The sequence below is a fragment of the Mesorhizobium sp. genome, from assembly GCF_965229135.1.
Taxonomy (GTDB): Bacteria; Pseudomonadota; Alphaproteobacteria; order Rhizobiales; family Rhizobiaceae; genus Mesorhizobium.
Genome location: NZ_OZ245860.1, coordinates 5187268 through 5205363 on the forward strand (window position 1 = coordinate 5187268; position 18096 = coordinate 5205363).

17 protein-coding genes and 1 pseudogene are annotated in these 18096 nt (G+C 63.8%); 12 read left to right on the top strand and 6 right to left on the bottom strand.

All coding sequences use genetic code 11. From position 1 onward, the window contains the following. Positions 1 to 50: 50 nt before the first annotated feature. The 3 genes from ACO07C_RS24790 to ACO07C_RS24800 form a co-directional block, all read right to left on the bottom strand. Positions 51 to 1208, bottom strand: a complete 1158-nt coding sequence (locus tag ACO07C_RS24790) for a M20 aminoacylase family protein (RefSeq protein ID WP_421916803.1) — start codon at positions 1206 to 1208, stop codon at positions 51 to 53. A gap of 35 nt (positions 1209 to 1243) precedes the next feature. Continuing rightward, on the bottom strand, positions 1244 to 1471 hold the full coding sequence (locus ACO07C_RS24795) for a DUF2061 domain-containing protein (protein WP_421916804.1): 228 nt from the start codon (positions 1469 to 1471) through the stop codon (positions 1244 to 1246). 171 nt (positions 1472 to 1642) lie between these two features. Beyond that, complete coding sequence (locus ACO07C_RS24800) at positions 1643 to 3307, bottom strand: Na/Pi cotransporter family protein (RefSeq protein WP_421916805.1); 1665 nt, start codon at positions 3305 to 3307, stop codon at positions 1643 to 1645. Positions 3308 to 3706: 399 nt separating this feature from the next. Between ACO07C_RS24800 and ACO07C_RS24805 the strand changes: the two genes are divergently transcribed. The 3 genes from ACO07C_RS24805 to rpoD all read left to right on the top strand — a co-directional run bounded on the left by ACO07C_RS24805 (position 3707) and on the right by rpoD (position 8704). Then, positions 3707 to 4072, top strand: coding sequence for an RcnB family protein (locus ACO07C_RS24805; RefSeq protein ID WP_421916806.1), 366 nt, complete (start codon positions 3707 to 3709; stop codon positions 4070 to 4072). A gap of 142 nt (positions 4073 to 4214) precedes the next feature. Next, positions 4215 to 6158 (top strand): DNA primase, encoded by a 1944-nt coding sequence (gene dnaG, locus ACO07C_RS24810; protein WP_421916807.1) that lies wholly within the window; start codon positions 4215 to 4217, stop codon positions 6156 to 6158. Between the two features lie 521 nt (positions 6159 to 6679). Next, entirely contained in the window at positions 6680 to 8704 is a 2025-nt protein-coding gene (rpoD, locus tag ACO07C_RS24815; RefSeq protein WP_421916808.1) for an RNA polymerase sigma factor RpoD, read from the top strand. Positions 8705 to 8780: 76 nt separating this feature from the next. Here rpoD and ACO07C_RS24820 read toward each other — a convergent pair whose 3' ends face one another. Then, complete coding sequence (locus ACO07C_RS24820; RefSeq protein WP_421916809.1) at positions 8781 to 9074, bottom strand: hypothetical protein; 294 nt, start codon at positions 9072 to 9074, stop codon at positions 8781 to 8783. Positions 9075 to 9114: 40 nt separating this feature from the next. On the opposite strand from ACO07C_RS24820, the gene ACO07C_RS24825 reads away from it, so the two are divergent. From ACO07C_RS24825 to ACO07C_RS24835, 3 genes and pseudogenes are all read left to right on the top strand, one after another. Then, entirely contained in the window at positions 9115 to 9405 is a 291-nt protein-coding gene (locus ACO07C_RS24825) for a GYD domain-containing protein (protein WP_421916810.1), read from the top strand. Between the two features lie 162 nt (positions 9406 to 9567). Continuing rightward, the gene (locus tag ACO07C_RS24830) at positions 9568 to 9825 is read left to right on the top strand and encodes a DUF333 domain-containing protein (RefSeq protein WP_421916811.1); all 258 of its coding nucleotides are present in this window, start codon (positions 9568 to 9570) and stop codon (positions 9823 to 9825) included. A gap of 29 nt (positions 9826 to 9854) precedes the next feature. Beyond that, positions 9855 to 10208 (top strand): annotated as a pseudogene (locus ACO07C_RS24835) (thiol-disulfide oxidoreductase DCC family protein); the annotation flags it as partial. Between the two features lie 70 nt (positions 10209 to 10278). On the opposite strand, the gene ACO07C_RS24840 reads toward ACO07C_RS24835, so the two are convergent. After that, positions 10279 to 11199 carry a patatin-like phospholipase family protein gene (locus ACO07C_RS24840; RefSeq protein WP_421916812.1) on the bottom strand — a complete coding sequence of 307 codons (921 nt, stop codon included), beginning with the start codon at positions 11197 to 11199 and terminating at the stop codon, positions 10279 to 10281. Between the two features lie 175 nt (positions 11200 to 11374). Here ACO07C_RS24840 and ACO07C_RS24845 point away from each other — a divergent pair, with 175 nt between their 5' ends. The 4 genes from ACO07C_RS24845 to ACO07C_RS24860 all read left to right on the top strand — a co-directional run bounded on the left by ACO07C_RS24845 (position 11375) and on the right by ACO07C_RS24860 (position 16189). Further along, complete coding sequence (locus ACO07C_RS24845) at positions 11375 to 12064, top strand: PadR family transcriptional regulator (RefSeq protein WP_421916813.1); 690 nt, start codon at positions 11375 to 11377, stop codon at positions 12062 to 12064. A gap of 112 nt (positions 12065 to 12176) precedes the next feature. After that, the gene (locus tag ACO07C_RS24850; protein WP_421916814.1) at positions 12177 to 12476 is read left to right on the top strand and encodes an HlyU family transcriptional regulator; all 300 of its coding nucleotides are present in this window, start codon (positions 12177 to 12179) and stop codon (positions 12474 to 12476) included. A 165-nt stretch (positions 12477 to 12641) separates the two neighbouring features. Beyond that, complete coding sequence (locus ACO07C_RS24855) at positions 12642 to 15080, top strand: GcvT family protein (protein ID WP_421916815.1); 2439 nt, start codon at positions 12642 to 12644, stop codon at positions 15078 to 15080. Continuing rightward, on the top strand, positions 15080 to 16189 hold the full coding sequence (locus ACO07C_RS24860; RefSeq protein ID WP_421916816.1) for a mandelate racemase/muconate lactonizing enzyme family protein: 1110 nt from the start codon (positions 15080 to 15082) through the stop codon (positions 16187 to 16189). The genes ACO07C_RS24855 and ACO07C_RS24860 overlap by 1 nt, the downstream gene beginning before the upstream one ends. 192 nt (positions 16190 to 16381) lie before the next feature. On the opposite strand, the gene ACO07C_RS24865 is transcribed toward ACO07C_RS24860, so the two are convergent. Then, positions 16382 to 16840 carry an Lrp/AsnC family transcriptional regulator gene (locus ACO07C_RS24865; protein WP_421916817.1) on the bottom strand — a complete coding sequence of 153 codons (459 nt, stop codon included), beginning with the start codon at positions 16838 to 16840 and terminating at the stop codon, positions 16382 to 16384. Between the two features lie 172 nt (positions 16841 to 17012). Here ACO07C_RS24865 and ACO07C_RS24870 point away from each other — a divergent pair, with 172 nt between their 5' ends. Both ACO07C_RS24870 and ACO07C_RS24875 read left to right on the top strand, forming a co-directional pair. Further along, entirely contained in the window at positions 17013 to 17747 is a 735-nt protein-coding gene (locus tag ACO07C_RS24870; protein ID WP_421916818.1) for an AzlC family ABC transporter permease, read from the top strand. Further along, positions 17744 to 18043 carry an AzlD family protein gene (locus tag ACO07C_RS24875; protein ID WP_421916819.1) on the top strand — a complete coding sequence of 100 codons (300 nt, stop codon included), beginning with the start codon at positions 17744 to 17746 and terminating at the stop codon, positions 18041 to 18043. The genes ACO07C_RS24870 and ACO07C_RS24875 overlap by 4 nt, the downstream gene beginning before the upstream one ends. The last annotated feature ends 53 nt before the right edge of the window (positions 18044 to 18096 follow it).

The window sequence follows — 18096 nt, forward strand, 5'->3', positions numbered from 1 at the left end:
CGCTTTAGCTTTTCTTGATCGCGATTTCGCGGGTGATCGCGTGAGCCCGGTCAGCCCACCGGCAGGCGGTGGCGCGCGATCGCGGCGTGGAAGCGCATCCCGCCCATGAGCGCGGCGTCGTTGAAGTCGAAGGTCGGATTGTGCAGCGGCGCGGAAGTCTCGCCATTGCCGATGAATGCGAAGCAGCCCGGCACATGGTCGAGAAAGCGGGCGAAATCCTCCGACGCGGTGTTGACCTCGGATACGCCGCTGGTCGCATCGGCGCCGAAAACGCTTGCCGCCGCCGCAAGTGCCACATCGGTGGCTTCGGCGTCGTTGATCAGCGGCACGAATTCGCGGCTGTAGGCGGTTTCGAAGGCGCAGCTGTAGGCCAGCGCCGTACCCTGCGCGATGATGCGCATCTGTCTTTCGACCTCGGCGCTGACTTCAGGGCGGAAGCTGCGTGCGTCGCCAAGGATGCGGGCGAGGCCGGGCAGGGCGTTGCGGGTGCCGTCGGTGATGAGTTCGGTCACCGAGACGACGGCGGTGTCGGTCGGGCTCAGCCGCCTCGACACGATGGTCTGCAGACTGACGACGAGGGCGCAGGCGGCGACCAGAACTTCCTGGCCCTGTTGCGGCCGCGATGCGTGGCCGCCGACGCCGCGCAGCGTTATCTCGAAATTGTCCTCCGCCGACATCAGCGGGCCGGCGCGGGTGTGGAAATGCCCGACCGGAATGCCCGGCATGTTGTGCAGGCCGTAGATCTCGTCGAAGGGAAAGCGTTGCATCAGCCCGTCGTCGAGCATGGCGAGGGCGCCCTTGCCCCACTCCTCCGCCGGCTGGAAGATGAAACGGATGGTGCCGTCGAAGCCGCCTTCGTCGGCAAGCAGGCGCGCGGCGCCGAGCAGCATGCTGGTGTGGCCGTCATGGCCGCAGGCGTGCATCACGCCGGGTGTGCGCGAGCGATAGGCATGATCGCCTTGCTCGGTGATCTTGAGCGCATCCATGTCGGCGCGCAGCGCGATGGCGCGGTTGCTGGTGCCGCGCCGCAGCGTGCCAACGACACCGGTGCCGCCAACGCCTTCGGCCACCTCGTCGAGGCCGAATTCCCTGAGCTTTCGCGCCACGAAGGCACTGGTACGCTTTTCCTCGAAGCCGAATTCGGGATGGGCGTGCAGATCATGCCGCCATGCCTTCATGTCATTTTCGAGCGAGTCCAGGATTGTCATCGGTGTCCCCAATCTTCGGACGAGAATATCGCGTTTCAGGGCAGCTTGTCGCCGCCGGGCCGCAGCCTGCGCCCATAGGGGATTCTCAACCACGCCCGTTCGTGGAAATAGTAGAGCATCGACTTGGTGAAGACCTCCGTTACGCCGATGGTGGCTGCGAGCTTGACGCTTCCCGTGACGACCAGGGAAATGATCAGCGTGTCGATGGTGCCGGTGACGCGCCAGGACAGCGCCTTGGCAAAACTGCGCGAATGGGTATCCAACGATGTCCTCCGAAAGCCCGCGCCCCATGCTTAGTCTTTTCGGTGGAAACGGTGCAAACCTATTTTGCCGGCGAGCCTGGTGCTGGAAGGAATGAGGCGTTGGTGTTTCCGAGCTCGCATTGCGAGGCCACCTTCGTCCGCGAGGGGAGAAGGGAGAACAGCGTCAGCGTCTCAGCTTGCCTTCAGCCGTGAACCGGTGAGCAGGCCGCGCTCTTCCAGAACGGGGTAGGCCATCGAGGCCAGCAGGGAGTTGATCTGCTTGAGGTCGCGGATGGTGTCGAGGTGTATCGACGAAGTTTCGACGCTCCTGGCGGTGCCGTCGCGCAGCCGCTCGAAATGGCTGGCGCTGGTTGCCTTCTCGCGGTCGCGCAACTGGTCCTTTTCCAGCACCAGCTGGCGGGCTGTCTCGGGATCGCGTGACACCAGCACGTTGAAGGCAAGCCGTGCATTGGCCAGCACCGAGGCGTGGAACGCGCACAGTTCGCGCCAACCCTCTGGCGTGAACTCCAGGCCGTGCTCGAGCTTCTTCTTCACATGCACCAGCATGTTGCGCACGATGATGTCGCCGACCTGCTCCAGCTTGACGCAGGCGCCGATCAGTTCCTGGCAGCGCAGCGCCTCGTCCTCGGTCAGCGGATTCTTGGTCAGCTTGGCGAGGTAGAGCTTTATCGCCGCGTGCTTCCTGTCTACGCGGTCGTCGAGCGCGGCCAGCGCCTTGATCTTGTCGCTATCGGCGCTCTCGTACAGTTCGATGATGCGCTTGAGCATGATCTCGACAGTCTCGCAGACGCGCACCACCTCGCGGGTGGCGTTGGCCAGCGCCTGGCTTGGCACGTCGAGCGCGCTTTCGTTGAGCGCCGACAGTTCGATGACGTCGATCGATGCCGTCGGCGCCGGCTTGGTGCCGAGCGCCACGATCTTCTCGGAAGCGCGGTAGACCACACCCGCCAGCGGCAGTCCGGCAAGCAGGATGATGACGTTGAAGAGGATATGGGCGTTGACGATCTGGTCCGACGCCGTAGCGCCGAGGAAGCCGACATGCGGCTTGAAGATCATGAACAGCACCAGGATGATCAGCGAGCCCAGCCCGCGCATCAGGAGGTTGCCGATCGGCACGACGCGCACCGCCGGCCCGGCGGAGCGGGTCAGCATGGGCGCGATCAGCGAGGAACCGAGATTGACGCCAAGGATGAGGACCAGGCCGAGCTCGGGGCTGATCAGGCCGCGGCCGGCAAGCGTCGCCATCAGCAGCACCGCCGCGATGCTCGACTGGAACAGCCAGGTGATCAACGCCGCCAGCAGGTAGGCGGTGATTGAATCGCTTGAGAAGTAATTGAGGATGACCGGCAGCAACTGGCTGTTGCGCAGCGGCTCGGACGCCTGGCCGATCATCTCCAGCGACAGGATCAGCAGGCCGATGCCGACGAGGATGCGGCCGGTCTGGCGCCAGTCGCGACGCTCCGTGGCCATGAACATCACCGTGCCGGCGATCAGGCAGAGCGGCACAAGCAGGGTGAGATCGAAGGTGAGCAGCTTGACCACCAGCGCCGAGCCGATCTCGGCGCCGCGTACGGCGAGCTGGCCAGCGGCGCCCGAAACGATGCCGGAGCCGGCGAAGGAGCCGACCAGCAGCGTCACGGCGGTAGAGCTTTGCAAGGCGATGGACAGGCCGCACCCGGCCAGCACCGCCATCAGAGGGTTGCGCATGGTGGCGCGCAGCTTGTGGCGCAGCACGTCGCCATAGGCACGCTCGACGCCCGTCTTCACCATGCGGGTGGCAAACAGCATCAAGGCCACCGCACCGGCAAGGTGAAGCAGGACGACGGAGCCGCTCATGCCAGCCTCAAGGGGCCGACTGGCGCCGAAGGCGCGACGGCAAGCGGAGCTGGATGGACGAAGATGCGAATCTTGAGCATGGCGTAGACCGATATCAGGTGGATTTTATTTTAGCCGGATAATAATTATTGTCCACTGCGACAGATTGTTGGCTGGCGACCAGACGTGTCGGAACTGGACCCATTTTCCAACGATGCCGCACTGACAGCACATCTCGTCTTGGACGCGACCGGACGGACAGTGCCGATGCCCGGCGAAACTGTGGTCCTGGTTTCCAACTGTGTTGAATTAGCGATCTTAAATATAGGAAAACATTACACAATCGTAATGGTGGCGTTCAGTTTCAGTTCATCCGCCAGTCGCTATTCCATGGGCATCGACAACCAAGGAGTACCTCTCATGAAACGCATTGTCCTTTCCGTCATGGCCGTCTCGATGCTCGCCGCCAGCGCCCTGCAGGGGCAGGCCGCGCCGATGAATGCGCCGGTCGCGCCACGGTCGAATTTGACCCAGGTCGACTGGCAGAAGCCTGGCCAGCACCGCGACGTGAAGAAGCGCGTCATCAAGAAGGAGACCGTCAAGCGCAGCCATTGGCGCAATGGCCAGAAATACTCCAACTGGAAGCGTCATCAGCCGGTCCGCGACTATCACCGCTACGGCCTGCGCCGTCCGGGCCCCGGCCAGGAGTGGATCCGCGTCGGCAACGACTACGTGCTGGTCTCCATCGTCTCGGGCATCATCTTTGGCGCGATCGCCGCGCGGTAAGTCCCGGCTCAGCGCTGGATTGGAAAGGAGGCGGCCTCGGACGGTCGCCTTCTTTTTTGCCCTGTGGAAACCGGGTATGGGCTGCATTAGGGGTCGTAGGAGACCTCCAGCGTGATTATATGGAAGGGAACCGAGTTTCCCCATGCGCTTTCCGCCCGCCTTCCTCGACGAGATACGCGACCGCGTGCCGATTTCCCAGGTGATCGGCCAGCGCGTCGCATGGGACAGGAAGAAGACCAATGCGTCGCGTGGCGACTACTGGGCCTGCTGCCCGTTCCATGGCGAGAAGAGCCCTTCCTTCCATTGCGAGGACAAGAAGGGCCGTTATCACTGCTTTGGTTGTTCGGTATCGGGCGATCATTTCAAGTTCCTGACCGAGCTTGACGGAATGAGCTTTCCCGAAGCGGTCGAGAAGATCGCCGACATGGCCGGCGTGCCGATGCCGGTTCGCGATGTCCAGGAGGAACGGCGCGAAAAGGAACGCGCCAGCCTGACGGATGTCATGGAGATGGCGACCGCCTTCTTCCAGGAGAGGCTGCAGGGACCGGAAGGCGCCAAGGCCCGCGCCTATCTCAGGGATCGCGGGCTTACGCCGGCGACGCAGCAATCGTTCCGGCTGGGCTACGCACCCGACAGCCGCAACGCACTGAAGGAACATCTCGCCGCCAGGGGCGTGCCGAAGGCCGACATCGAAGCCTGCGGACTGGTGCGCCATGGCGACGACATTCCAGTCTCCTATGACTGGTTCCGCGACCGGATCATGTTCCCGATCCCGGATTCGCGCGGCAAGATCATCGCCTTCGGCGGGCGGGCGCTGGCGCCCGACGCGCTGGCCAAATACATGAATTCGCCGGACACCGAGCTCTTCCACAAGGGCAATGTGCTTTACAATTTCGCCCGTGCCCGCAAGTCGCTGGCAAAGGGCGGCACGGTCATTGCCGTCGAAGGCTACATGGACGTGATCGCGTTGGCGCAGGCCGGGTTCGAGAATGCCGTGGCGCCGCTGGGCACCGCGCTCACCGAAAACCAGCTGGAACTGTTGTGGCGCATGGCGCCGGAGCCGATGCTGTGCTTTGACGGCGACAAGGCTGGCCTCAAGGCGGCGTGGCGGGCCGCCGACATGGCGCTGCCTTCGGTGCAGGCCGGACGCTCGGCGCGTTTCGCGCTGCTGCCCGAAGGCAAGGATCCCGACGATCTGGTCAAGGCCGAAGGTCCCGACGCGTTCCGGGCGGTGCTCGCGGATGCCCGGCCCCTGGTCGACCTGTTGTGGATGCGCGAGACGGCGGGCGGTGTCTTCGACACGCCGGAGCGGCGGGCGGAACTGGGAAAGACGCTGCAGGAACTCGCCAGCCGCATCCGCGACGAAAGCACGCGCTATCACTACCAGCAGGAAATGCGCGAGCGAGTGCTGAGCTTCTTCGGCGCGCAGCGCAATGCGCGGCAGGGCCGCCAGGATGGCGGCCGGCAAGGCGAGCGCGGCCAGGGCAAGCCCGTACCCGGCGGACAATTCGCCAAGGCTGGCAGCGGCCGCATGGCTATCACCGAAAGCCTCGGCCAGTCGGCGCTGGTCAAGCGCGGCAGCGAGGGGATGTCGGTGCGCGAGGCGACGATCATCGTCGCATTGGTCAACCACCCGGCGCTGATCGACGAGAATTTCGCCCATATCGAGTTTCTCGATCTCGCCAATTCCGACCTCACGCGGCTGCACGCCGCAATCCTCGACGCGATGGCGCACGACATGGCCGATGACCGCCAAGCGGTGATCGCGACAATCGAACGCGCCGGTTGCGGCGAGATCTGGGAGCGGGCCGTGGGCCTGATCCGGCGGGCGCGGCAATGGCCGGCGCTGGAGGCCGCCGCGATCGAGGATGCCCGTGACGCGTTCAGCCAGGCGTTGCACTTGCAGCGCAGCGCGCGCACCTTACATAAGGAACTGAAACAGGCGGAAGCGGCGCTTGCCAGCGATCCCACGGATGAAAATTACCGGCACCTCATCGAAATTCAGGCTCAATTTCGCGATGTGCAGGCGACGGAAGCGTTGATCGAAGGGTTTGGCGTCTCCTCGGGCAGAGGCGGGCGCGCCTAAGGGTGACCCTGAAAAGCAGGAACCGGTCCCAGGACGGGATCATGCTTCCACCAAGGAAAGACAGAGCCTTTTCCGGTCCATCGGGACGGAACCGGCCCGGGTAAGAGCGTGAAAGTGTGGAGGCGCTGCCGTGCAACCATCCGGGTGTACTGCGCGCTAAGTCGGGTAATTGATTCGCTTTTTTAAGGCGAATCATGCGAGAGGCGCTTGACCTTCCGGCAGAATGGCGGAATCAGGACGATTCGAAACGTTAACCCGCACCCGCATCGACGGGAATGCAGCGATGTGAGGTACTGGTCACTGGACAGGCAGGCAGCCTGCCACAGATATCAGGGTTAATCTGGACTTAATGCATGTCGCTCAAGAGTGGAAACTGGTTTTTGGGCAACGACATGCACCAAACAAATGAGTCGATGCAGTTACTGACCCGGTGAAATGCGTTTTTGAGCGAGCGCATTGAAATGAGACGGGTCCGGCAGCGTACGCGGCTTCGAAACAGAGCCGCTTGGAGAAGATAAAGAATGGCGACAAAGGAAAAGGAAGAGGTCGAGACCGAACGCGAAGGCGCCACAGATGGCCCTCTGCTCGACCTTTCCGATGATGCTGTCAAGAAGATGATCAAGGCCGCCAAGAAGCGCGGCTATGTCACCATGGACGAGCTGAATTCGGTGCTGCCCTCGGAAGAAGTGACCTCCGAGCAGATCGAGGACACGATGGCGATGCTGTCCGACATGGGCATCAACGTGGTCGAGGACGACGAGCAGGGCGAGGAGCCCGAAGCCGCCGACTCCGCGGCCGACGCCGAGGAAGACGCCAACGAGTTGGCCGAGCAGACCGGCACCGCCGTTGCCGCCACGACCACGAAGAAAGAGCCGACCGATCGCACCGACGATCCGGTGCGCATGTACCTGCGCGAAATGGGCTCGGTCGAGCTTCTGTCGCGCGAGGGCGAAATCGCCATCGCCAAGCGCATCGAGGCCGGCCGCGAGACCATGATCGCCGGCCTGTGCGAAAGCCCGCTGACCTTCCAGGCCATCATCATCTGGCGCGACGAGCTCAACGAATCCAAGATCCTGCTGCGCGAGATCATCGATCTCGAAGCGACCTATGCCGGCCCCGAGGCCAAGCAGGCGCCGGTGGTCGAGCGCGTCGAGGAAGCGCCCAAGGTCGAGGAAAAGTCGCGCCGTGGACGCGACGATGAAGACGACATCACCAATGTCGGCGCCGACACGCGCGGCATGGGCGACGATGACGAGGAAGACGAGGACGAGGCAAGCCTGTCGCTGGCGGCGATGGAAGCCGAACTTCGCCCGCAGGTGATGGAGACGCTGGACGTCATCGCCGACACCTACAAGAAGCTGCGCAAGCTGCAGGACCAGCAGGTCGAGAACCGCCTGGCGGCCGCTGGCACGCTGTCGCCCAGCCAGGACCGCCGCTTGAAGGAGCTGAAGGACCAGCTGATCAAGGCGGTGAAGTCGCTGTCGCTCAACACGGCGCGCATCGAGGCGCTGGTCGAGCAGCTCTACGACATCAACAAGCGCCTTGTGCAGAACGAGGGCAAGCTGTTGCGCCTCGCCGAAAGCTATGGCGTGCGCCGCGAGGAGTTCCTGAAGGAATATCAGGGCTCCGAGCTCGATCCCAACTGGACGCGCGCCATCGGCAATTTGACCTCGCGCGGCTGGAAGGAATTCACCAAGAACGAGCGGGACGCCATTCGCGACCTGCGCGCCGAAATCCAGCATCTGGCCACCGAAACCGCGATCTCGATCCTGGAATTCCGCAAGATCGTCAACCAGGTGCAGAAGGGCGAGCGCGAAGCCGCGATCGCCAAGAAGGAAATGGTCGAGGCCAATCTGCGTCTCGTCATCTCCATCGCCAAGAAGTACACCAATCGCGGCCTGCAGTTCCTCGACCTGATCCAGGAAGGCAATATCGGCCTGATGAAGGCGGTCGACAAATTCGAATACCGCCGCGGCTACAAGTTCTCGACCTACGCGACATGGTGGATCCGGCAGGCGATCACGCGTTCGATCGCCGACCAGGCCCGCACCATCCGCATTCCCGTGCACATGATCGAAACGATCAACAAGATCGTGCGCACGTCGCGCCAGATGCTGCACGAGATCGGCCGCGAGCCGACACCGGAAGAACTGGCCGAAAAGCTCGCCATGCCCTTGGAAAAAGTGCGCAAGGTGCTGAAGATCGCCAAGGAGCCAATCTCGCTCGAAACCCCCGTGGGCGACGAGGAGGATTCGCATCTGGGCGACTTCATCGAGGACAAGATGGCGATCCTGCCGATCGACGCGGCGATCCAGGCCAATCTGCGCGAAACCACCACGCGCGTGCTGGCCTCGCTGACGCCGCGCGAGGAGCGCGTGCTCAGAATGCGCTTCGGCATCGGCATGAACACCGACCACACGCTGGAAGAAGTAGGCCAGCAGTTCTCGGTTACCCGCGAGCGTATCCGCCAGATCGAGGCCAAGGCGCTGCGCAAGCTCAAGCATCCGAGCCGTTCGCGCAAGCTGCGCAGCTTCCTGGATAGCTGAGACCTACCTATCGCAGAAAGATCAAGGGCGCCCATCGAGGCGCCCTTTTTCGTTGCAACCGGTTCCTCGCCATGCGCTACAGCGGCACGTTCAGCCGTGTTCCCTTGACGATGATGCCGCCCCGGTCGCTGATCTCGATCGAGCCATCGCGCTGCCTGAAGCACTCGGGGAGGGGACGGTCGCCGGGAATTGACAGCCACAGGCGCGGCATATGGCGGCGCTTGTCGGGGTCCGGCTGGCCGAAGCCGCTTTCTTCCAGGCAACAACGTCGCCCCGGTAATCCTTGCAGGATGCCCGCCGCGGGAGGATACTTTAGTTCGGATGCATATTCTGGGCGATAACCCGGATGCCCGCCCCGGCGAAGGTCCATGACTGACCGCCGTGCTCCGTGGCCCGGAGGGAGGTGTGCCATGACGACTTACATCGTGCTGATGAACTGGACGGAGCAGGGCGCAAAGAATGTGCGCGATTCGCCCAAGCGGCTCGATGCCGCAAGGAAGCAGCTGGGAGAGATGGGCGGTTCGTTCAAGTCGTTCTACCTCACCATGGGCGAATACGACATGGTGTCGGTGGTCGAAGCGCCCGATGACGCGGTGCTCGCCCGTTTCGCGCTGATGCTGGGTGCGGGCGGCAGCGTCAGGACGCGCACGCTCAAGGCCTTCCCGGAATTTGCCTACCGCGAGATCGTCTCGTCGCTTTGATGGTGCGATCGACGGAGGTTCTTGCTCATCGATGATCAGGTCCCGGCTCGACGGCGCCTGATCTGGCGCTCCAGTCACGTCTTCTGGCATAGTTGCGGCTGTCGCAGGACGCGATGCTTCGTCGTGCTGGACATGGGGGGCGGAGGAAGCGCGATGCGGAACATGTCGATACTGTCTGTCAGTCTTGCCGCATTGTCGTTGCTGCCCATCAATGCCGGAGCCGCCATGCCGAAACCTGTCGGCCTGGCCAATCCCGCATCGGTCCATTGTGGCGCGGTCGGCGGACGCTTCGTGGCCTGGAAGGACAAGGCGGGCAACCAATATGGGTTCTGCCGCCTGCCCAACGGACGCCTGTGCGAAGAATGGGCGCTGTTTCGTGACAACAAATGCATCGGTCCCAAGGCAGCCATGCGCAAGTGACAAAGTCCAAACCTTCGCTGATCGTCTAGTACAACACGCGCTGTCCGGTCTGCGATGCCGGCATTAGCCGGCAGAAGCGGCGGCTGATCGAGGCGGTCAAGGCCGGGCGTATTGAATTTCGCGACATCAATCTGGAGCCGGCAGCGCTTGCCGGATTTGGCGCCACGCTGGAGGACATTCGCCGCCGGCTGCATGCAACCGATGCGGATGGCCGGTTGCTCGTCGGCGCCGATGTCGCGATTGCGGTTTGGGCGGCAACGCCGGGAGAGGGTTGGCTGGCGAGCCTGTTCGGGAATCCAATTGTCTTGCCGTTGACACGGCTGGCCTATGACCGTTTCGCCGATCTTCTCTATGCCTGGAACCGTCGCAAGGGCCGTTGGTAGGGGCTCAGACGTTGAATCGGGATGCGGTTCCATCGCATTGATTTGGGCGGATGTTTTCGAAAGCCGGCTCTCATTCCCGGTCATGGTGATGCGAATGGGCGCGCAGCTGGTCGGGGACCGCGCGTGCCGACAATCCGCCCGCCTCGATCCAGCTACGCGTGGATCTTTCGGCGTCGTCGATCAGTGCGGCGGTGCGGGTGAAATCGTAAGCCGAGCCGGCCAGCGGGCACAGCGACGGGACGATCGCGTAGTCGATATCGCCGGGCAAGGTATCGAGTTCACGCACCAGTTGCCTCGCGATCAGCAGCGTCAGGGCATGCAGGCCATTGGCCACGGCCCCTTGCGGCGGTGCGTGCAGATTGCAGGAAAATCCGGTCGGCAGCACGATGAGGCGTTGTGCGCCGAGGCCGACGGCGACACGGACCGGCGTGTTCGAGGTGACGGCGCCGTCGATCAGGAAGCGCCCGCCGATGCGCACCGGCGCGAAGGCCACCGGGATCGCGCTCGAGGCGGCGATCGCGTCGGCCGCATTGCCCCTGGACAGGACCACCGCCTCGCCGGAAAGCAGATCGGTGGCGATGACGTGGACGGGGATCGGTGCATCCTCGAGATTGCGATAGGGCAGATGCCGCTCGACCAGATCGCGGATGCCGTGCGAGCCGGAGAGGAAATCGCGCCGCCGCGCGAAGCCCAGCAGTGAGCGCCAGCTGACCGGGAAGACATCGTTGCGGGTGATGCCGCGCCAAAGGGTTTCAAGTCGTGCCATGTTCTCGACCGTGGCGGCCGCCGCGTAGTAGGCGCCGTTGATGGCGCCGACGCTTGAGCCGACGACGAAGTCGGCGGCCACGCCGTTGGCGACCAGTGCCTTCAGCATGCCGACTTGCACCGCTCCGAGGCTACCGCCGCCCGCCAATACCAGTGCGGTCTTGCTGTTTGTTCCCGACGGCATGATGCCACCCTCGTTCATATCCCAGCCTTGCAGCCAGGTCATGCTCACGGTTCGCAACGGCGGCGGCGTTTGTTTCGCGGGTCGCGCCGCACGTGTTCGTGAACCCGTGGTCGAGTGGCTGGTGTCGCTACAAGATACATCGTAAGATATATCTTGACTCGGCAGGTTGATGCGCCTAATTAAGATATATCGTAAGATAGAACTCAAGGAGAAAACAATGCACAGACACAATCATTTTCGCGAACGCGCCGAGCACGCTTTCATGCACATGGCCGGCAAATTCGGTGGTCGCGGTGGCGGCGGTGGCGGTTTTGGCCCCTTCGGAGGCAGGGGCGGTGGACGCGGCGGCCCGGGCGACATGTTCCGCGCCGGGCGGATGCTTGCCGACGGCGACCTCAAGCTGATCACGCTTTCGCTGCTGGCCGAGGCGCCGCGCCATGGCTACGACATCATCAAGGCGCTGGAAGAACGCACCAGCGGCATCTACAGCCCGAGCCCGGGCGTGGTTTACCCGACGCTGACTTTCCTGGAAGAGGCTGGCTATGCCGCTTCGGCGGCCGAGGGCAACAAGAAGGTGTTCTCCATCACCGAGGCCGGGCAGGCGCATCTCGCCGACAATCGCGAGATGATCGACGGCGTGCTCGAGCATCTCGAGCGCTTCGGCCGCAAGATGGCCAAGGCGCGCGACTGGTTCGGCTGGAACGATGAAAGCGAGGAGGGCGGGCGCCATGGGGGTCGCGGCGGTCGTGGTGACCGCTCCGAAACGCGCGACGAATTCCGCGCCATCCGCCACCGGCTGCGTGCTGCTCTCGGCGACATCGTCGATGCGTCGCCCGAGAAGCAGGCCGAGGCGATCAGCATTCTCGAAGCGGCCGCGGAAGCGCTGGAAGCGCTGTCGCACCGCTGACCTGACGCCGGCCGCGCCGGATACAGCCTTGCCCGTTTGGTCAAGGACAGCTACTGAAAATCATCCCGCGCCACGCTACATGGTGCGGGATGAATGCTGTTGGAGGAAGCCCATGTCATTTCTGAAGAAGCTTTTTGGCGGCGGCGGTGGTGGCGGCGAGGCTGCCGAACCGAAGAGCGCGGCGCCGGCAAAGCAGGTCGAGCACAAGGGTTTCCTGATCAGCGCCACGCCCTACAAGGCCGATGGGCAATACCAGACCTGCGGCATCGTCTCGAAAGAGGTCGACGGCGTGATGAAGGAGCACAAGTTCATCCGCGCCGACCGTTTTGCCGGCCTGGACGATGCCGTCGACATCTCGATCAAGAAGGGCATGCAACTGATCGACGAGCAGGGCGAGAGGATGTTCGGGTAGGGCGACACCTTGATAGGGGTCCTTGCGCCGCGCGTTTTCGCGTGACCCACGGAGATGGCTGCATAAGTCCAATTTATCATGATCCCCAGTTTTTGAAGGCGTTACACAGGCTTTCGCCGCCTGTAGCTTCGGCGGCATACATCGCGGAAGCAGAGGGATTTGGGGATGCAGACACATGCCAGAGTGGTCATCGTTGGCGGAGGATGCGTTGGCGCGGGCATCCTGTATGGGCTGGCCAAGCGCGGCTGGACCGACGTGGCGCTGCTCGAACGCACCCAACTGACCGCCGGGTCGACATGGCACGCGGCGGGGTTGATCCCATCCTATACCCGCAACATCAATGTCGGGCGGATGATCAACAAGACCATCGAGATTTACGAGGGGCTTGAAGCCGAGACCGGGCAGCCGGTGGGCTGGCACAAATGCGGCCAGTTGCGCATCGCCAACAGCCGCGACCGGCTCGACGAATTCAAGAGCTATATGAGCGTGGCCGAGGTGCAAGGCATGCGGGCGCATCTGCTGTCGCCGGAGCAGGCGAGGGACGTGTGCCCACTGCTCGACAACAAGCACATGCTCGGCGCCCTTTATCATCCCGATGACGGCCATATCGCGCCGGCCGACGTGACGCATGCGATGGCCAAGGGCGCGCGCGACCTGGGCAGCAAAGTCTATCAGAATACCGAGGTGACAGGGTTCAGGCGGACACCGGGCGGCGAGTGGCTGGTTCAGACCAACAAGGGCGACATTACCTGCGAGCACGTGGTCTGCGCGACCGGCAATTACGCGCGTCAGACCGGTGCGCTGCTTGGCCTCGACATCCCGGCGATCCCGATCCTGCACCAGTACTGGATCACCGAGCCCGTGCCGGAGGTGGTGGAGCGCAAGCGCGCGGGACGGTCCGAAATGCCGATCCTGCGCGATGAAGGTTTTGAGGGCTATCTGCGCGAGGAAGGCGACGGGCTGATGTTCGGTCCCTATGAGCGTACCGAACACCTCAAGCTGTTCGCCGAGGACGGCGTTCCCGCATGGTTCGGGGCCGACCTCGTCGAGGAGGATTTCGAGGCGGTATCCTGGAACTGGGAGCAGGCGACACAACTGGTGCCGGCCTTGGGACGTGCCGGGATCAAGGCCAATGTGCGCGGCCCCTTCCAGATGACCGCGGACGAACTGCCGCTGATGGGACCGGCTTGGGGCCTGCCCAATGTGTGGCTGGCCGAGGGGGTGCCGGGCGGCATCCTGTGGGGCGGCACGATCGGCTACTACCTGTCGGAGCGGATCGTCGAGGGCGCCAACAGCCTGGATACGTCCGACCTCGACCCGCGCCGCTTCGGCGACCATGCCAACAAGGCGTGGACGCGCGAGAAGGTCCGCGAGGCGTGGGGCACGCATGCCGAGCAAAAATACCCGGGACAGGACATGCCTGCCGCCCGGCCGCAGAAGACCGCTCCGTCCTATGAGAGGCTGACCCAGCTGGGCGCCGTCTGGGGCGTGCTCAATGGCTGGGAAATGCCCAACTGGTTCGCGCCCAAGGGCATCGAGGCCAAGGACCAGTACAGTTGGCGCTGGACCGAGAAGGGCGTGTATGTCGGCGAGGAAGTGCGGGCGGTGCGCAACGCCGTCGGCCTGGTCGAGATGACGCCGATGACCAAGTTCGAGGTGTCGGGTCCAGGCTCGGCCGCCTGGCTGGATGGGATCCTGGCCAACCGCCTGCCGGCGACGGGCCGGACTGTTCTCGCGCACCATCTGACTTCGACCGGCGGCGTGCAGGCGGAATACATGGTGGCGCGCCTTGGCGACGACAGCTTCTACCTGATCTCGACGCCGCGCGCGGAGCGCTGGAATTTCGACGATCTCTCAAGACTGCTTCCCGCCGACGGCGGCGTATCCTTGAGGAACGTCACCAACGAGCGCGGCTGTTTCACGGTCGTCGGGCCCAACGCGCGGGACGTGCTGCAGCCGCTCACCGAGATCGATCTTTCGAACGCAAGCTTTCCCTGGTTCGGCGTGAAGACGGGCAATGTGGGGCTTGCCAGCGATGTGCGGCTGCTGCGCGTCAACTACGAAGGCGAGCTTGGATGGGAACTCTACCATCCCTTGGCCTATCAGCGGCAGTTGCTCGACGCGATCCTCAAACAGGGTGAGAAGCACGGCATGCGCCTCGTCGGGCTGCATGCGCTGGAATCGCTGCGGCTGGAGAAATCCTATCGCGCCATGTATCGCGACATGAACCCGGAACTCAATGCGCTGGAGAGCGGGCTGGAACGTTTCATCCGCTTGGAAAAGGGTGATTTTGTCGGGCGCGACGCGGTCCTGAGATACAAGGACCGCAATGATCAACGCCGCTCCGTGACGCTCAGGATCGAAACCGACGGCGCCAGCACGCTTGCGTCCGAAGGGCTCTATATCGATGGCGAGCTGGTGGGACGCATAACGTCGGGAGGCTATGGCTATACGCTCGGGCATGACATTGCGCTGGCGCTGTTGCCCGAACGCCTTGGCAAGCCCGGCACGAAGCTCGACGTCGCCATATTGGGGGACTGGAAGACTGCCGAAGTGATCGCGGATTCGCCCTACGATCCCAGCTCGGCCAGGGCGCGGATGTGATGCGCGTCGACCGGATCAACGTCTATACAATGCCGCTGCCCGTCAAGGGCGGGGCCTATCGGATGGCCAGCGACGACGTTGCATCGCTTGATAGTACCCTTGTCGAAATCGTGACGGACGACGGTATGACCGGTTGGGGCGAAACCTGCCCGATCGGACCGGTTTACCAGCCGCACCACGCGCTCGGCGCCCGCGCCGCGATCGCCGAAATCGCTCCGGGTCTCATCGGCTCGGAGATCGCCTCGATCAGGCTTCTGGCCAAGCGCATGGACGGGCTCCTGAATGGACACGGCTATGCCAAGGCCGCCTTCGACATGGCCCTTCTCGACCTGCTCGGCCAGAAACTGGGAGTCCCCGTCTCGACGCTTTTGGGTGGTGCGCTGACGGACCGTGTTCCGGCTTATTACTCGCTGATCGTCGGCCCGCCGGATGAAACAGCCAGGATCGCGGCCGAAAAGATGAAGGCGGGTTATCCGCGCCTGCAGGTCAAGATCGCGGGGCGCAATCTTGAAGAAGACGTGGCGACCGTCCACAAGGTCTGGGAGGCGGTAGGCTACGGGGCACGGCTAGCTGTGGACGGCAACAGGGGCTTGACCGTGGCCGCGGCGATCCATCTGGACAGGCTCTGCCAGGCCATCCCCTTCGTCTTCGAGCAGCCTTGCAACACCATGGATGAGATCGCGACGCTCAAGGGCCGCATGACGCATCCCGTTTATCTGGACGAGAGCACCGAGGATCAGAACGCGGTGTTGCGGGCGATCTCGCTTGGCATCGCGGACGGCTTCGGCTTCAAGGTCACCCGACTGGGCGGGCTCACCAGGATGACGGCGGTGCGCGACCTTTGTGCCATCCGCTCGCTGCCGCACAGCTGCGACGATGCCTGGGGAGGCGACATCATCGCGGCGGCATGTGTCCATCTCGCGGCGACCGTCGAGCCGCGCCGCATGGAAGGCGCCTGGATCGCCCAGGAATATATCGACGGACATTTCGATGCGAAGAATCCGGTCGTCATCCGTGAGGGACACATTGCGGTGCCGCAATTGCCCGGCCTTGGCGTGAAACCCGAGCCCGGCGTGTTCGGCAAGCCGATTGCCACATATGGCGCATGACCCATGCAGCAGTCGACGCGATTCTGCTGGAGCGCTGAGACGAGCCCGTCTCGTTGCCAATGCGGCGCGGATCGCGTGCGTTCGGCCCGGCGCCGGATGCTCGCGTGATGGCCTCCATGCCTCCAACCGCCGGGCATCGCCAGGCATGCCGATGAACTGAACCACGTATCGGTGGCATTCAATTTGCCCGGTTCAGAGCGGCAATTCCGACGTGTACTTGATCGTCTGGCTGGGAACATCCGTCTTGACGTTCTGCACGCCCCTGATGCGGCTGAGATGTTCGGACTGGAAGCGGCGGTAGTCTTCGATGCCGGCGGCCACGACCCGCACCATGGCGTCGCAGTCGCCCAGCATCAGGTAGCATTCCATCACCTGCGGCAGCTTGGCCACCTCGGTGGCGAAGTGCTCGATCGTCTCCTCGTCCTGCGCCTTCAGCCAGATGCGGGTGAAGAAGGTCAGCCCCTTGCCGACGCTGGCGGGGTTGAGCACCGCGACATAGCGGTCGATGACGCCGGCTTCCTCCAGCAGTTTCACGCGCCGCAGGCACGGTGACGGCGACAGGCCGACCTCTTCGGCCAGGTCATTGTTGGCCATGCGGCCGTTGCGCTGCAGCGCGCGCAGGATGCGCTTGTCGATCTCATCCAGCTTCATTGGCTCTCGATTCCAGCTTTGGGGAGCTTCATGAAATCAGATGCCAAAATATGACCGGATGCAACAATCTTCGCAACCAAATTGCGGGCGGGCATCGGTATGTTGGGCGCCGACATCACAGATATCCACGCTGACAGGAAGCGGCGGCCGCTAGGCCCGCCGATGGAAGATCATGAGCATTTCCGAGGCTGCATTGTCCGGGGAGACGGGATCCGGCGCGGAGTTCCGGCGCGGGATCGTGTCCTGCACGCCCGTGTTGCTGGGAACCATTCCCTACGCGCTCGTGCTGGGCGCGCAGGCGACTCAGAAGGGCCTGCATGTCGTCGAACTGTCGGCGATGACCGGCCTGAACTTCGCCGGCGGATCGGAATTCGCGGCGATCCAGCTGTGGACCTCGCCGCCGCACATCGCGCTGATCGTCGCCATCACCTTCCTGGTCAACAGCCGTCACCTTTTGATGGGCGCGGCCCTGGCGCCGTTCCTGCGCCATCTGCCCCGGCGAAGGGTGTTTCCGGCGCTGTTCTTCATGTGCGACGAAAGCTGGGCGCTCGGCCTTGCCGATGCCAGACAGCGCGCCAGCGCTGGCGTCGGTCCCGCCTTCAGCCTGCGCTACTACATGGGCGCGGCACTTGCGATGTATCTCGCCTGGGTGGCCTTCACGACGCTCGGCGCCATGCTTGGGCCGGTGCTGGGCGATGTCGAGCCCTATGGTTTCGACATGGCGTTTCCGGCCGTGTTCCTGGTGCTGATGCGCGGCATGTGGAAGGGCCTTGCCGCCGCGCGGCCCTGGCTGGTCAGCCTCGTCGTCGCGGCACTCGTCTATCTGTTTGTCCCCGGCGCCTGGTATGTAGCCGCCGGCGCGGTCTCCGGGCTCATCGCGGCCTATGTGCTGGCGGGTGACGCATGATCGATCCCGCCACCCTTTTCACCATCGTGCTGATGGCCGGCGTCACCTATCTGACGCGGATCGGCGGCTATGTCGTGCTGCGCAACCGCACGCTCAGTGCCCGCGCCACGGCGGTGATGGAAGCGGCACCCGGCTGCGTGCTGATCTCGGTCATCGCGCCGGACTTCGTGTCGAAGAACCCGGCCGACCTCGCCGCACTCGCCATCACCGTGCTTGCCGCGACACGCCTCTCCATGCTGCCGACGGTGCTGATCGGCGTGGGCGCGGCGGGGCTGCTCAGGCATGTCATCGCTTAAAAGAAAGGCAGGCGCGGGAGGCGCCTGCCTTTTTCAGTTCGAGTGGCTTGTCG

Coding starts and splice junctions, on each gene's coding strand:
- ACO07C_RS24790 (WP_421916803.1), bottom strand. CDS start 1,208: ATGACAATCCTGGACTCGCTCGAAAATGACATGAAGGCATGGCGGCAT.
- ACO07C_RS24800 (WP_421916805.1), bottom strand. CDS start 3,307: ATGAGCGGCTCCGTCGTCCTGCTTCACCTTGCCGGTGCGGTGGCCTTG.
- ACO07C_RS24805 (WP_421916806.1), top strand. CDS start 3,707: ATGAAACGCATTGTCCTTTCCGTCATGGCCGTCTCGATGCTCGCCGCC.
- dnaG (WP_421916807.1), top strand. CDS start 4,215: ATGCGCTTTCCGCCCGCCTTCCTCGACGAGATACGCGACCGCGTGCCG.
- rpoD (WP_421916808.1), top strand. CDS start 6,680: ATGGCGACAAAGGAAAAGGAAGAGGTCGAGACCGAACGCGAAGGCGCC.
- ACO07C_RS24820 (WP_421916809.1), bottom strand. CDS start 9,074: ATGGACCTTCGCCGGGGCGGGCATCCGGGTTATCGCCCAGAATATGCA.
- ACO07C_RS24825 (WP_421916810.1), top strand. CDS start 9,115: ATGACGACTTACATCGTGCTGATGAACTGGACGGAGCAGGGCGCAAAG.
- ACO07C_RS24830 (WP_421916811.1), top strand. CDS start 9,568: ATGTCGATACTGTCTGTCAGTCTTGCCGCATTGTCGTTGCTGCCCATC.
- ACO07C_RS24840 (WP_421916812.1), bottom strand. CDS start 11,199: ATGACCTGGCTGCAAGGCTGGGATATGAACGAGGGTGGCATCATGCCG.
- ACO07C_RS24845 (WP_421916813.1), top strand. CDS start 11,375: ATGCACAGACACAATCATTTTCGCGAACGCGCCGAGCACGCTTTCATG.
- ACO07C_RS24850 (WP_421916814.1), top strand. CDS start 12,177: ATGTCATTTCTGAAGAAGCTTTTTGGCGGCGGCGGTGGTGGCGGCGAG.
- ACO07C_RS24855 (WP_421916815.1), top strand. CDS start 12,642: ATGCAGACACATGCCAGAGTGGTCATCGTTGGCGGAGGATGCGTTGGC.
- ACO07C_RS24860 (WP_421916816.1), top strand. CDS start 15,080: ATGCGCGTCGACCGGATCAACGTCTATACAATGCCGCTGCCCGTCAAG.
- ACO07C_RS24865 (WP_421916817.1), bottom strand. CDS start 16,840: ATGAAGCTGGATGAGATCGACAAGCGCATCCTGCGCGCGCTGCAGCGC.
- ACO07C_RS24870 (WP_421916818.1), top strand. CDS start 17,013: ATGAGCATTTCCGAGGCTGCATTGTCCGGGGAGACGGGATCCGGCGCG.
- ACO07C_RS24875 (WP_421916819.1), top strand. CDS start 17,744: ATGATCGATCCCGCCACCCTTTTCACCATCGTGCTGATGGCCGGCGTC.